This is a genomic window from Salmonella sp. 32031103-2018-00083-FB-01-SM-01 (genome assembly GCF_017571995.1).
GTDB classification, from domain to species: domain Bacteria; phylum Pseudomonadota; class Gammaproteobacteria; order Enterobacterales; family Enterobacteriaceae; genus Salmonella; species Salmonella enterica.
In genome coordinates, this window is record NZ_JAGEQL010000001.1 from 929,113 (window position 1) to 942,886 (window position 13,774).

At 53.8% G+C, this 13,774-nt stretch carries 12 protein-coding genes; 4 read left to right on the forward strand and 8 right to left on the reverse strand.

Annotated elements, in window-relative coordinates; translation table 11 throughout:
- Position 1: 1 nt before the first annotated feature.
- The 3 genes from kdgA to zwf form a co-directional block, all read right to left on the reverse strand.
- Positions 2-643, reverse strand: coding sequence for a bifunctional 4-hydroxy-2-oxoglutarate aldolase/2-dehydro-3-deoxy-phosphogluconate aldolase (gene kdgA / locus J4614_RS04635; protein ID WP_000800494.1), 642 nt, complete (start codon positions 641-643; stop codon positions 2-4).
- Between the two features lie 37 nt (positions 644-680).
- On the reverse strand, positions 681-2,492 hold the full coding sequence (gene edd, locus J4614_RS04640; protein WP_001069118.1) for a phosphogluconate dehydratase: 1,812 nt from the start codon (positions 2,490-2,492) through the stop codon (positions 681-683).
- Between the two features lie 234 nt (positions 2,493-2,726).
- Complete coding sequence (gene zwf, locus J4614_RS04645; RefSeq protein ID WP_000301711.1) at positions 2,727-4,202, reverse strand: glucose-6-phosphate dehydrogenase; 1,476 nt, start codon at positions 4,200-4,202, stop codon at positions 2,727-2,729.
- A gap of 341 nt (positions 4,203-4,543) precedes the next feature.
- On the opposite strand from zwf, the gene J4614_RS04650 reads away from it, so the two are divergent.
- Together J4614_RS04650 and pyk are read left to right on the forward strand one after the other, a co-directional pair.
- Entirely contained in the window at positions 4,544-5,413 is an 870-nt protein-coding gene (locus tag J4614_RS04650) for a MurR/RpiR family transcriptional regulator (protein WP_001056719.1), read from the forward strand.
- Positions 5,414-5,536: 123 nt separating this feature from the next.
- Positions 5,537-6,979: a pyruvate kinase gene (gene pyk / locus J4614_RS04655; RefSeq protein ID WP_000091156.1), complete on the forward strand. Its 1,443-nt coding sequence runs from the start codon at positions 5,537-5,539 to the stop codon at positions 6,977-6,979.
- A 72-nt stretch (positions 6,980-7,051) separates the two neighbouring features.
- Here the strand turns inward: pyk and lpxM are convergent, their stop codons facing one another.
- The 3 genes from lpxM to znuA all read right to left on the reverse strand — a co-directional run bounded on the left by lpxM (position 7,052) and on the right by znuA (position 10,419).
- The gene (lpxM, locus tag J4614_RS04660; protein WP_000448401.1) at positions 7,052-8,023 is read right to left on the reverse strand and encodes a lauroyl-Kdo(2)-lipid IV(A) myristoyltransferase; all 972 of its coding nucleotides are present in this window, start codon (positions 8,021-8,023) and stop codon (positions 7,052-7,054) included.
- 116 nt (positions 8,024-8,139) lie between these two features.
- Positions 8,140-9,459: a murein DD-endopeptidase MepM gene (gene mepM, locus J4614_RS04665; RefSeq protein ID WP_001184030.1), complete on the reverse strand. Its 1,320-nt coding sequence runs from the start codon at positions 9,457-9,459 to the stop codon at positions 8,140-8,142.
- 15 nt (positions 9,460-9,474) lie between these two features.
- A complete protein-coding gene (gene znuA, locus J4614_RS04670) occupies positions 9,475-10,419 on the reverse strand; it encodes a zinc ABC transporter substrate-binding protein ZnuA (protein ID WP_000939593.1) in 945 nt (314 codons plus the stop codon).
- A 78-nt stretch (positions 10,420-10,497) separates the two neighbouring features.
- Between znuA and znuC the strand changes: the two genes are divergently transcribed.
- Entirely contained in the window at positions 10,498-11,253 is a 756-nt protein-coding gene (znuC, locus tag J4614_RS04675; protein WP_000203023.1) for a zinc ABC transporter ATP-binding protein ZnuC, read from the forward strand.
- Positions 11,250-12,035 (forward strand): zinc ABC transporter permease subunit ZnuB, encoded by a 786-nt coding sequence (gene znuB, locus J4614_RS04680; protein WP_000571508.1) that lies wholly within the window; start codon positions 11,250-11,252, stop codon positions 12,033-12,035. Before znuC ends, znuB begins: the two co-directional genes overlap by 4 nt.
- A 78-nt stretch (positions 12,036-12,113) precedes the next feature.
- Here the strand turns inward: znuB and ruvB are convergent, their stop codons facing one another.
- Together ruvB and ruvA are read right to left on the reverse strand one after the other, a co-directional pair.
- Positions 12,114-13,124: a Holliday junction branch migration DNA helicase RuvB gene (gene ruvB, locus J4614_RS04685; RefSeq protein ID WP_000568504.1), complete on the reverse strand. Its 1,011-nt coding sequence runs from the start codon at positions 13,122-13,124 to the stop codon at positions 12,114-12,116.
- Between the two features lie 8 nt (positions 13,125-13,132).
- Positions 13,133-13,744, reverse strand: coding sequence for a Holliday junction branch migration protein RuvA (ruvA, locus tag J4614_RS04690; RefSeq protein WP_000580335.1), 612 nt, complete (start codon positions 13,742-13,744; stop codon positions 13,133-13,135).
- Between the last annotated feature and the right edge of the window lie 30 nt (positions 13,745-13,774).

Genomic DNA, 13,774 nt, shown 5'->3' on the forward strand with positions numbered 1-13,774 from the left:
CTTACTGCTTCGCGCCTTCTACCGCTTCGCGCGCCAGTTTGGTGATGCGATCGTAATCCCCCGCTTCCAGCGCGTCGGCCGGCACCAGCCAGGAACCGCCGATGCACAATACGCTTTTCAGCGCCAGATAGTCACGATAGTTTGCCGGAGAGATGCCGCCAGTTGGGCAGAAACGCACCTGAGAGAACGGACCGGCAATCGCCTGCAACGCTTTAGTGCCGCCATTCGCTTCCGCCGGGAAGAATTTGAACTCTTTCAGACCATAGTCCATGCCCAACATCAGTTCAGAAACGGTGCTAATACCGGGAATCAATGGGATAGTGCCTGCCGTCGCGGCTTTCAGCAGTGGCTCAGTCAGTCCCGGGCTAATCGCAAACTGCGCGCCCGCTTCCGTCACCTCCGCCAACTGCTGCGGATTGAGAACGGTTCCGGCGCCGACAATCGCTTCCGGCACGTCTTTAGCGATAGCGCGAATAGCATCCATCGCGCAGGCCGTACGTAAAGTCACTTCCAGAACGCGAACGCCCCCGGCCACCAGCGCTTTAGCCATCGGCACCGCGTGCTCCAGTTTATTGACTACAATGACCGGGACAACCGGGCCGGTGGTCAGGATTGCTTCTGCACTTGTTTTCCAGTTTTTCATCGGAATTCTTCTCTCGCCTGATTACTAGTGTGTCATCTTAAAAAGTGATACAGGTTGCGCCCTGCTCCGCACCCGACAGCTTTTCGCGCAGCGCGCCAAACAACTCACGCCCCGTTCCGACGCGCGACGCGCTCAGGTCCGGAATATGAGGCTGACGAGCGGCAAGTTCCGCCTCGTCGACCAGCAGAGTTAACTCACCTGTCTGCCCATTCACGCGAATGATGTCGCCATCGCGCACTTTTGCCAGTAAGCCGCCATCGTAGGCTTCCGGCGTTACGTGGATAGCTGAAGGCACTTTACCCGAAGCGCCTGAAAGTCGTCCATCAGTAACTAACGCGATTTTGAAACGGCGGTCCAATAATACACCAAGTGGCGGCATGAGTTTATGTAATTCTGGCATTCCATTCGCTTTTGGTCCCTGATGACGCACGACAACGACACAATCCCGGTCAAGCAGGCCCGCGTCAAACGCAGGCAGCACATCATGCTGACTTTCAAATACCATGGCAGGCGCTTCAATGATCTGGTTTTCAACCGGTACCGCAGACGTCTTCATTACTGCGCGCCCCAGATTACCGCTTAGCACCTTAGTACCGCCGTGAGGAGAGAACGGCTTATCAAAAGAGGCAATGACATCGTTATCCAGTGACCTTTCCGCGCCTTCACGCCAGTCCAGCTCGCCGTTGTTGAGCCAGGGCTCCAGCGTATAGCGTTTCAGGCCGAAGCCTGCGACAGTGTTAACGTCTTCGTGCAACAATCCGGCATTGAGCAGCTCACGCATCAATACCGGTACGCCGCCCGCCGCCTGGAAGTGGTTAATGTCCGCCGGACCGTTCGGGTACAGACGCGCCATCAACGGAACCACTTCCGACAAATCCGAGAAGTCATCCCAGTTGATCAGAATGCCCGCCGCGCGCGCCATTGCAACCAGATGCATGGTGTGGTTGGTGGAACCGCCGGTAGCCAGCAGCGCGACAATGCCGTTCACCACGACTTTTTCGTCGATCATTTTACCGAGCGGCATCCACGTATTGCCGTTGCCGGTAAGACGTGTTACCTGACGTGCGGCAGCGGCAGTCAATGCCTCGCGCAGCGGCGCATCCGGATGCACAAACGAGGAACCCGGCAACTGCATTCCCATAAACTCCACCACCATCTGGTTGGTGTTGGCGGTGCCGTAAAATGTACAGGTGCCCGGCGCATGGTAAGAGGCGGCTTCTGACTCCAGCAGCGCCATTCTGTCTACTTTTCCTTCCGCATATAGCTGACGAATACGGACTTTTTCTTTATTCGGCAGGCCGCTCGCCATCGGGCCTGACGGAACAAAAATCGCGGGTAAATGACCAAAAGAGAGCGCGGCCATCGCCAGCCCCGGAACGATTTTGTCGCATACGCCGAGGAATAACGCGCCGTCAAACATATTGTGAGAGAGGCCTACTGCTGCCGACATCGCTATCACTTCGCGGCTGAGTAATGACAACTCCATGCCATCCTGCCCTTGCGTAACGCCATCGCACATTGCCGGTACGCCGCCTGCGACCTGACCTACCGCATTCACGGAATGCAGGGCCTGACGAATAATTTCCGGATAATGTTCATACGGTTGATGCGCAGAGAGCATGTCATTGTAGGAGGTAATGATGGCGATATTATTGCGCAACATACTTTTCAGCGAGGCTTTGTCCTCTGGCTGACAGGCGGCGAAGCCATGCGCCAGGTTGCCACAGGCCAGTTGAGATCGGTGGACCGTGGCGGTTTTCGCCTGCTCAATGCGGGCAAGATAGGCTTTGCGGGTCTGCTGCGAGCGTTCGACAATGCGCTGTGTTACGCGTAACAAATTAGGATTCATAGAGGCTCCTGAAATTTATCTGTCCGGCTACCGGGTTTACCATGCGTTTTATCAATGTGGAAAGACAGTGAAATACATGATGTCCGGTGATAATGGGGCAAAATCGTTTCAGGCAGTGTAATAAAAAAAGCCTCGCAGGTGAATCCACACGAGGCTTAAAAGTGCAAAAATGATTCTACAATCTGTGTTAGATCATGTTACCGGTAAAATACCACCTAAGAGTGAGTGGCAAATTTACTCAAACTCATTCCACGAACGACCGTCACGGGTAATCATCGCCACGGACGCTACCGGTCCCCAGGTGCCCGCCTGATACGGCTTCGGCGCGTCGTTGTCCATCGCCCATGCTTCGGTAATGGAGTCCACCCACTTCCAGGCTTCTTCCACTTCGTCACGGCGGACAAATAGCGCCTGAATGCCACGCATCGTTTCCAGCAGCAGGCGCTCATATGCATCCGCCAGGTGCGTCTGATTAAAGGTCTCGGAGTAGCTCAGATCAAGCTTCGTGATCTGCAGATTATGCTTATGATCCAGCCCCGGTACTTTGTTAAGCACCTGAATATCTACGCCTTCATCTGGCTGCAGGCGAATCGTCAATTTGTTCTGCGGCAGGTCTTGCCAGGACTCTTTAAAGAGGTTCAGTTCAGGCGTCTTGAAATAAACCACGACTTCAGAGCACTTGGTTGGCAGACGCTTGCCGGTGCGCAGATAGAATGGCACGCCCGCCCAACGCCAGTTATCGATGTCGACGCGTATAGCGACGAAAGTTTCGGTGTTGCTGCTTTTATTCGCGCCCTCTTCTTCCAGATAGCCCGGCACCTTTTGCCCCTGCGCAAAGCCCGCGGTGTATTGACCACGAACCGTTTTTTCACGCACGTTGGAGCGATCAATCCGGCGCAGCGATTTCAACACTTTGACTTTTTCATCGCGAATACTGTCGGCGCTCAGGTCAGACGGCGGTGACATGGCAATCATGCAGAGAATTTGCAGCAAGTGGTTCTGGATCATATCGCGCATCTGACCGGCCTGGTCAAAGTATCCCCAGCGCCCTTCAATCCCCACCTCTTCCGCTACGGTAATCTCAACGTGATCGATAGTGCGGTTATCCCAGTTATTAACGAATAACGAGTTGGCAAAACGCAGCGCCAGCAGGTTGAGAACCGTTTCTTTGCCCAGATAGTGGTCGATACGATATACCTGGCACTCTTCAAAGTATTCGCCGACCCGATCGTTAATCTCACGCGAGGTCGCCAGCGAAGTACCCAACGGTTTCTCCATCACGACACGCGCCGGTTTGGCGTTGAGTTTAGCCTCCCCTAACCCTTTGCAAATAGCGCCAAACGTGCTGGGCGGCATCGCAAAATAGTTAATGGTGGTACGGTTTTTTTGATCCAGCATATCGCCCAGGCGACTGAACGCAGGCGTATCGTTCACGTCAAGATTACAAAAATCCAGACGGCCGCTCAGCGTATCCCACAAGCCTTCATCAATTTTTTCCTTCATGAAGGTTTCCAGCGCCTCACGCACGACGTGGGTATAAGCTTCTTTATCCCAGTCCGCGCGCCCCACCCCAATGATCCGGGTATCCGGATGGATCTGGCCGGCTTTCTCAAGCTGATACAGGGAAGGCAGCAGTTTCCGGCGCGCCAGGTCGCCTTTCGCGCCGAAAATGACCAGGTCACATGCCTGGGCTGTTTGCGTTACCGCCATGTCATTCTCCTCAGTTAATCTCCTGGTACTTTAGCCAGGATATCGTTGTAATTTTATTACACAGCACTGTACTGCTTTTACGAGATTACGGAAACCGTAAACGCCTTTTCATAGGTGAACCGGCGTTTGATTGGCAATATAATCGGCAAAACGCCTAATAAAATTGTCGCTTTTCCACACAAGCTGGAACTTAAAATCCGACGTCGGTCATGTAATGAAAAAAAACGACACCTTTTTTAGCCATTTTGCCCCCTTTGACAGCCGCCAGGAGTAATATCTAACAAAACGCGCTCGGTTTCGCGCATCATTGAAATCGCTAATACCCATGAGCCTTGCTAATCATGAATATGCTGGAAAAAGTCCAGTCTCAACTGGAACATTTAAGCAAATCTGAACGAAAAGTCGCCGATGTTATTCTGGCCGCCCCAGGCAGATCGATTCACTTAAGCATTGCCATGCTGGCCCAGGAAGCTAACGTTAGCGAGCCAACGGTGAACCGTTTCTGTCGCAGCATGAATACCCGCGGCTTTCCTGATTTTAAACTGCATCTGGCGCAAAGTCTGGCAAATGGCACCCCCTATGTTAATCGCAATGTGGATGAAGATGACAGCGTTGAGGCCTATACAGGAAAAATCTTCGAGTCCGCCATGGCCAGTCTCGACCATGTTCGTCAGTCGCTGGATAAATCGGCCGTCAACCGCGCCGTCGATTTACTGACCCAGGCAAAAAAAATCGCCTTTTTTGGTCTTGGTTCCTCCGCCGCGGTCGCGCATGACGCCATGAATAAGTTTTTTCGCTTCAATGTGCCGGTGATTTACTCCGACGATATCGTGCTGCAACGGATGAGCTGTATGAATTGTAACGATGATGACGTCGTGGTGCTCATTTCGCATACTGGCAGAACCAAGAGCCTGGTGGAACTGGCGCAGTTGGCGCGGGAAAACGATGCGATGGTGATCGCCCTGACCTCCGCTGGAACGCCGCTGGCGCGCGAAGCCACGCTGGCCATTACCCTCGACGTACCGGAAGATACAGACATTTATATGCCCATGGTCTCTCGACTTGCTCAGCTGACCGTGATAGATGTGCTGGCAACGGGATTTACTTTGCGTCGCGGGGCAAAATTCAGAGATAACTTGAAGCGTGTCAAGGAAGCGCTCAAGGAATCGCGTTTTGATAAAGAATTACTCATCAGGAGTGATGACCGCTAAAAGCAATAACAATGTTCTACCCTTTTCGTCATCCGGGGACGTTCATTTTATACCGTTAAGGTTTCAGAACGACCGGATCAATGTTCACGCAACACCAAGTTGTTTTAGTCAACGGAGTATTACATGTCCAGAAGGCTTCGCAGAACCAAAATCGTTACCACGTTAGGCCCGGCAACTGACCGCGATAACAACCTTGAGAAAGTTATCGCCGCGGGCGCAAACGTAGTACGTATGAACTTCTCTCACGGCTCGCCGGAAGATCATAAAATGCGTGCTGATAAAGTCCGTGAGATTGCCGCCAAACTGGGGCGTCATGTGGCTATTTTAGGCGACCTGCAAGGGCCAAAAATTCGCGTTTCCACTTTTAAAGAAGGCAAAGTGTTCCTCAATATCGGGGACAAATTTCTGTTAGACGCTAACCTGGGTAAAGGCGAAGGCGATAAAGAAAAAGTCGGCATTGATTACAAAGGGTTGCCGGCAGACGTCGTTCCTGGCGATATCCTGCTGCTTGACGATGGTCGAGTGCAGTTGAAAGTGCTTGAAGTCCAGGGCATGAAAGTCTTTACCGAGGTCACCGTCGGCGGTCCGCTGTCTAACAATAAAGGCATTAACAAGCTCGGCGGCGGGCTTTCTGCTGAAGCGCTGACCGAAAAAGACAAAGCCGATATTCAAACCGCTGCGCTGATAGGCGTTGACTATCTGGCTGTCTCCTTCCCGCGCTGCGGCGAAGATCTGAACTATGCACGCCGCCTGGCGCGCGACGCCGGCTGCGACGCGAAAATTGTGGCTAAGGTCGAACGCGCCGAAGCGGTATGCGATCAAAACGCCATGGACGATATCATTCTGGCCTCTGACGTTGTGATGGTCGCACGTGGCGACCTGGGCGTTGAAATCGGCGATCCGGAGCTGGTTGGTATCCAGAAGGCGCTGATTCGCCGTGCGCGTCAGCTAAACCGCGCAGTCATCACCGCAACGCAGATGATGGAGTCGATGATCACCAACCCGATGCCGACCCGTGCGGAAGTGATGGACGTGGCGAACGCCGTCCTGGATGGCACGGATGCGGTTATGCTGTCTGCCGAAACCGCAGCCGGTCAGTATCCTTCTGAAACCGTTGCCGCAATGGCGCGCGTCTGCCTGGGCGCAGAAAAAATCCCCAGCATCAATGTGTCTAAACACCGTCTCGACGTGCAGTTCGACAACGTTGAAGAAGCCATTGCCATGTCTGCGATGTATGCAGCAAACCATCTGAAAGGTGTTACCGCGATCATCACCATGACGGAATCCGGTCGTACCGCGCTAATGACTTCCCGTATCAGCTCCGGCCTGCCGATTTTCGCCATGTCGCGCCATGAACGCACGCTGAACCTGACCGCGCTCTACCGCGGAGTAACGCCGGTGCATTTTGATAGCGCGGCTGATGGCGTTGTCGCGGCGCATGAAGCTGTTAATCTGCTGCGCGATAAAGGGTATCTGGTTTCCGGCGACCTGGTGATCGTGACTCAGGGCGATGTCATGAGCACCGTCGGCTCAACTAATACCACGCGTATTTTGACCGTTGAGTAAAACTCCCCCACGCCTGTTCATCAGGTAGTACAGGGTTTGTCAGCATAAAGCCTCTCTTACGAGAGGCTTTATTTATTTGATGGGATAAAGATCTTTACGCTTATACGGCTGAATCTCGCCTGGCTTGCGGGTTTTGAGCAGCTTCAGGATCCAGGTGTACTGTTCCGGATGCGGGCCGACAAAAATTTCGACCTCTTCGTTCATCCGTCTGGCGATAGTGTGGTCGTCAGCCGTGAGCAGATCGTCCATCGGCGGGCGAATCTGGATAGTCAGGCGATGCGTTTTACCATTATACACCGGGAAAAGCGGTATCACGCGTGCGCGGCACACTTTCATCAGCCGACCAATCGCAGGCAGCGTCGCTTTGTATGTCGCAAAGAAATCAACGAATTCACTATGCTCCGGGCCGTGATCCTGGTCCGGCAGGTAGTAGCCCCAGTAGCCCTGACGAACAGACTGAATAAAGGGTTTAATCCCGTCATTACGCGCATGCAAACGTCCGCCGAAACGCCGACGCACTGTGTTCCAGATATAATCAAAAACCGGATTACCCTGATTATGAAACATCGCCGCCATTTTTTGCCCCTGAGAGGCCATCAGCATGGCTGGAATGTCGACGCCCCAGCCATGCGGTACGAGAAAAATGACTTTTTCGTCGTTACGACGCATCTCCTCAATGATTTCCAGACCTTCCCAGTCAACACGCTGTTGGATTTTTTTCGGACCGCGCATCGCCAACTCAGCCATCATCGCCATTGCCTGCGGCGCGGTGGCGAACATCTCATCGACAATCGCTTCGCGCTCAGCTTCGCTACGCTGCGGAAAGCACAACGACAGATTAATTAGCGCCCGGCGACGAGAACTCTTCCCCAGCCGTCCGGCAAAACGCCCCAGCGTCGCCAGCAAAGGGTCGCGGAATGATGCCGGTGTTAATGCGATCCCCGCCATTGCTGCCGCGCCCAACCAGGCGCCCCAATACTGCGGATAGCGAAAGGATTTTTCGAATTCAGGGATATACTCACTATTATTTTTTTTGGTTTCCATGCTTTTCCAGGGTCTGCTGACGCGAAAAGGAATTGTGAATAGTGTAGCGACGTCTGCGTCTCACACAAAACAAAAAAGCCGGCACACATCGCGTACCGGCTCTGTCAGCGCATTTGTTAATCGAAGCGCAGTTGTGGCAGAACCTCTTTCACCTGTGCCAGGTATTCACGACGATCTGACCCCGTCAGACCTTCCGTGCGCGGCAATTTTGCTGTCAGAGGGTTAACGGCTTGCTGGTTGATCCATACCTCATAATGCAGATGCGGCCCTGTGGAACGCCCGGTGTTACCAGAAAGCGCAATACGATCGCCACGTTTTACTTTTTGCCCCGGTTTCACCAGCAGCTTACGCAAGTGCATGTAACGTGTGGTGTAGGTACGTCCATGACGAATCGCAATGTAGTAACCGGCAGCGCCGCTACGTTTAGCGACCACGACCTCGCCATCCCCCACCGACAGCACCGGCGTACCCTGCGGCATCGCAAAGTCAACGCCACGATGCGGCGCAACGCGTCCGGTAACCGGGTTCAGACGTCGCGGATTGAAGTTGGAGGAGATGCGGAACTGTTTGGCGGTCGGGAAGCGTAAAAAGCCTTTCGCCAGGCCAACCCCGTTACGGTCATAGAATTTACCGTCAGCGGCGCGAATGGCGTAGTAATCTTTACCATCGGAACGCATCCGCACGCCCAACAACTGACTCTGTTCACGCTTGCCATCCAGCATCTCGCGCGACATCAGAACCGAAAATTCATCGCCCTTTTTCAGCTTGCGAAAATCCATCTGCCACTGCATGGCTTTTATCACTGCGCTGATTTCGCTGCTGGTTAAACCGGCCTCTTTCGCGCTGGCGACAAAGCTCCCCCCTACCGTACCTTTCAGCAGACTGTTAACCCAGTCCCCCTGCTGCATTTCACTGCTCATTTTAAAACCGTTGGCAGTACGATCGTAGGTACGCGTTTCACGGCGGGAGACTTCCCATGTCAGACGCTGTAAATCGCCATCGGCGGTCAGTGTCCAGGAAAGCTGTTGGCCAATTTTCAGATTGCGCAGCTCCTTATCAGAAGCGGCAAGTCGGCTAATATCGCTCATATCGATGCCGTACTGATTCAGAATGCTGCTTAACGTATCGCCTGTGGAGACGACGTATTCATGGACGCCGACTTCGCCTGCGGTTTTATCGTCCAGCTCATCCTGAGGAATAGCTTCATCTTCCTGCGCGGCCTGATCAATGGGTTCGCTGGCCTCCGGTAAGAGGGAACGAGTCTCGCTTTTCTCCAGTTCAATAGTTTTAACGATTGGCGCGGATTCTGGGTGGTAAACATAGGGCCGCCATACGGCGACGGCCAGTGTCAGAACGGTAAGTGACCCCAGCATAACGCGGTGGGGTCGGGGCAGATTATTAAATGCCAGGGCGACAGAGCGGGCTATCTGTTGCACGTATTCACTTCCTCGTTAATCTCCTTTCAGGCAGCTCGCATACTGGTTGGCTAATTGGCTTAAAAACGCTGAATAGCTTGTTTTACCCAGTTTAATGTTCGTCCCGAGGGGGTCCAGTGTTCCCATTCGAACGGATGTCCCTCTCGCCACGGCTTCCACGACCGCTGGCCTGAATTGTGGCTCAGCAAAAACGCAGGTTGCTTTTTGCTCAACCAACTGTGTTCTTATTTCATGTAAACGCTGCGCGCCAGGTTGTATCTCAGGGTTCACGGTAAAGTGACCGAGTGGGGTGAGTCCGTAGTGTTTTTCGTAGTAACCGTAGGCGTCATGAAAAACGAAATACCCTTTCCCCTTGAGCGGCGCGAGCTCGTTACCGACCTGTTTATCGGTTGCGGCTAATTGTGCCTCAAAATCCTTCAGGTTGGCGTCGAGTTTGGCTCGACTTTGCGGCATAAGTTCCACTAATTTTTCATGGATTGCAACCGCTGTAGCCCGCGCTATCTCTGGGGAGAGCCAAAGATGCATGTTATATTCGCCGTGATGGTGATGTACGTCACCTTTTTCCTCATCGGCGCCCGTATGCGCATGTTCATCCTCATCATCATCCGCGCCCTTCATGAGTAACGGTTTTACATCGGCAAGTTGTGCAATGGTAACCTGCTTATTATCAGGAATATTCCTGACCGACTTCTCCATAAAGGCTTCCATTTCCGGGCCAACCCAGACGACTAAGTCCGCGCCCTGTAAGCGTTTTACGTCTGATGGACGCAATGAATAATCATGCTCGGATGCCCCATCCGGAAGTAATACTTGCGTATCCGTAACGCCATCAGCAATGGCGGAAGCGATAAACCCAAGCGGTTTAAGCGAAGCGACAACGGCGGCGTCGGCAGCCTGGGTTGCACTCCCCAAAAGCGCGGCGGATAATGCTGCGAAAAGAAGCGTATTTTTCTGTAACATAATGCGACTAATCATCGTAATGAATGTGTGAAATGTGATATTATAACATTCTATCACTTCTGCAAGCCTAAAATTAACATGACAAGTTTAGTTTCACTGGAAAACGTCTCGGTCTCATTTGGTCAACGCCGCGTCCTCTCTGATGTGTCGCTTGAATTGAGCCCCGGAAAAATTTTAACGCTTCTCGGTCCTAACGGCGCGGGGAAGTCAACGCTTGTACGCGTGGTTTTAGGACTGGTAGCCCCTGATGAAGGGGTGATCAAGCGCAACGGGCAACTCCGTATCGGCTATGTCCCGCAAAAGCTCTATCTCGATACCACGCTTCCGCTGACGGTAAACCGATTTTTACGTTTACGTCCCGGCACGCAAAAAACGGATATTCTCCCGGCGCTTAAACGCGTTCAGGCCGGACATTTGATTGACGCGCCCATGCAAAAACTCTCCGGCGGTGAGACACAGCGCGTACTGCTGGCGCGTGCTCTGCTTAACAGGCCGCAGTTGCTGGTACTTGATGAGCCGACGCAAGGCGTGGATGTCAACGGCCAGGTCGCGTTATACGACCTTATCGATCAGCTGCGTCGAGAACTCGATTGCGCCGTGCTGATGGTGTCGCATGACCTACATCTGGTCATGGCAAAGACGGATGAAGTGTTATGCCTGAACCATCATATTTGCTGTTCCGGCGCGCCGGAAGTGGTGTCTATGCATCCGGAGTTTATCTCTATGTTTGGCCCGCGAGGCGCGGAGCAATTAGGGATTTATCGCCATCATCATAATCATCGCCATGATTTACAGGGTCGTATTGTACTGCGCCGGGGAAATGGTCACTCATGATTGAATTATTACTGCCCGGCTGGCTGGCCGGGATGATGCTGGCGTGCGCCGCTGGTCCTTTGGGCTCATTTGTGGTCTGGCGTCGGATGTCCTATTTTGGCGATACGCTGGCTCACGCGTCGCTTCTGGGCGTGGCGTTTGGCCTGTTGCTGGACGTTAACCCCTTTTATGCGGTAATCGCCGTTACGCTGCTGCTGGCCGCCGGTCTGGTATGGCTGGAGAAACGCCCTCACCTCGCGATTGATACCTTACTGGGCATTATGGCGCACAGCGCCTTGTCTTTAGGACTGGTCGTGGTCAGCCTGATGTCCAACGTCCGCGTTGATTTAATGGCTTATCTGTTTGGCGATTTGCTGGCCGTCACGCCGGAAGATCTTATCTCGATCGCTATTGGGGTCGTTATTGTGCTGGCCATTCTCTTCTGGCAGTGGCGCAACTTGCTGTCAATGACTATCAGTCCGGATCTTGCCTTTGTCGATGGCGTGAAGTTACAGCGCGTGAAGCTGCTATTGATGCTGGTAACGGCGTTAACTATCGGCGTAGCGATGAAGTTTGTCGGAGCGCTGATCATTACGTCGCTACTGATTATCCCCGCCGCAACCGCGCGTCGCTTTGCCCGTACGCCAGAGCAGATGGCGGGCGTCGCCGTTGGTGTAGGTATGATAGCGGTTACAGGTGGACTGACCTTCTCAGCCTTTTATGATACCCCGGCAGGGCCATCCGTAGTGCTGTGTGCCGCGCTGCTGTTTATCTTCAGTATGATGAAAAAGCAGGCAAGCTAAGCGTGTGTTGCCCGGTGGCGCTGCGCTTACCGGGCCTACAAAATCGCCCAGGTCTGATGAGCGCAGCGACTTCAGGCGCTAAGGCATCTCTGGCGGCGTGATCCCGAAATGGTTCCAGGCGCGCACCGTTGCCATACGCCCACGCGGCGTGCGCTGCAAAAAGCCTTGCTGAATCAGATACGGCTCCAGCACATCCTCAATGGTTTCACGCTCTTCGCCAATCGCCGCCGCCAGGTTATCCAGGCCGACCGGTCCACCGAAGAATTTATCAATAACCGCCAGCAGCAGCTTGCGATCCATATAGTCAAACCCTTCCGCATCGACGTTCAGCATATCCAGCGCCTGTGCGGCAATTTCCGCTGAAATAGCCCCGTCATGCTTCACCTCGGCGAAATCACGCACACGTCTGAGCAGGCGGTTGGCTATACGCGGCGTACCGCGCGCCCGACGCGCCACTTCCAGCGCGCCGTCATCGCTCATCTCAAGCCCCATGTGCCTTGCGCTGCGCCCGACGATGTGCTGCAGATCGGGCACCTGGTAGAACTCCAGGCGCTGCACAATGCCAAAACGGTCGCGTAGCGGCGAGGTCAGCGAACCTGCTCGCGTCGTCGCGCCAATGAGCGTAAACGGCGGCAGATCGATCTTAATGGAACGTGCAGCAGGCCCTTCGCCAATCATAATATCCAGCTGGTAATCTTCCATCGCCGGATAGAGTACTTCTTCCACCACCGGTGAAAGCCGGTGAATCTCATCAATAAACAGCACATCATGCGGTTCAAGATTGGTGAGCATAGCCGCCAGATCGCCTGCTTTTTCCAGCACCGGGCCGGACGTGGTTCGGAGATTGACGCCCATTTCATTGGCAACGATATTCGCCAGAGTCGTCTTACCTAACCCTGGCGGGCCGAAAATCAGCAAGTGATCTAGTGCGTCGCCACGCAGTTTTGCCGCCTGAATAAAGATCTCCATCTGGGAGCGCACCTGCGGTTGGCCGACATATTCCGCCAATAACTTTGGGCGAATGGCGCGATCGGCGACGTCTTCTGCGATCGTGGCGCCTGCTGAAATCAGGCGATCTGCTTCTATCATCCTTTACCTCATAACGCGGCGCGTAACGCGTCGCGAATCAGTGTTTCACTGCTTGCATCCGGACGGGCGATCTTGCTTACCATCCGACTGGCTTCTTGCGGTTTATAACCCAGCGCCACCAGCGCAGCAACTGCTTCTTGTTCTGCATCTTCCGAGGTTGGGCTGGCCGGCGACGTCAATACCAAGTCGACCGCTGGCGTAAAGAGATCGCCATGTAGCCCTTTAAAGCGGTCTTTCATTTCGACAATCAGCCTTTCGGCGGTTTTCTTGCCGATACCCGGCAGCTTCACCAGTGCGCCAAGCTCTTCGCGCTCAACCGCATTCACAAACTGCTGCGCCGACATGCCGGAGAGAATCGCCAGCGCCAGCTTAGGCCCGACGCCATTCGTTTTAATTAGCTCTTTAAACAGCGTGCGCTCTTGCTTATTGTTGAATCCGTACAACAACTGCGCATCTTCACGCACCACAAAGTGGGTGAAGACGATTGCCTCCTGCCCGGCCTCCGGCAGCTCGTAAAAGCAGGTCATAGGCATATGTACTTCATAGCCTACGCCCCCTGTCTCCAGCAGCACGATCGGGGGTTGTTTTTCGAGAATAATGCCTCTGAGTCTGCCTATCACATGACGCTCCTGCGTAAAGGGCTGAAAAGA

Coding starts and splice junctions, on each gene's coding strand:
- kdgA (WP_000800494.1), bottom strand. CDS start 643: ATGAAAAACTGGAAAACAAGTGCAGAAGCAATCCTGACCACCGGCCCG.
- edd (WP_001069118.1), bottom strand. CDS start 2,492: ATGAATCCTAATTTGTTACGCGTAACACAGCGCATTGTCGAACGCTCG.
- zwf (WP_000301711.1), bottom strand. CDS start 4,202: ATGGCGGTAACGCAAACAGCCCAGGCATGTGACCTGGTCATTTTCGGC.
- J4614_RS04650 (WP_001056719.1), top strand. CDS start 4,544: ATGAATATGCTGGAAAAAGTCCAGTCTCAACTGGAACATTTAAGCAAA.
- pyk (WP_000091156.1), top strand. CDS start 5,537: ATGTCCAGAAGGCTTCGCAGAACCAAAATCGTTACCACGTTAGGCCCG.
- lpxM (WP_000448401.1), bottom strand. CDS start 8,023: ATGGAAACCAAAAAAAATAATAGTGAGTATATCCCTGAATTCGAAAAA.
- znuA (WP_000939593.1), bottom strand. CDS start 10,419: ATGTTACAGAAAAATACGCTTCTTTTCGCAGCATTATCCGCCGCGCTT.
- znuC (WP_000203023.1), top strand. CDS start 10,498: ATGACAAGTTTAGTTTCACTGGAAAACGTCTCGGTCTCATTTGGTCAA.
- znuB (WP_000571508.1), top strand. CDS start 11,250: ATGATTGAATTATTACTGCCCGGCTGGCTGGCCGGGATGATGCTGGCG.
- ruvB (WP_000568504.1), bottom strand. CDS start 13,124: ATGATAGAAGCAGATCGCCTGATTTCAGCAGGCGCCACGATCGCAGAA.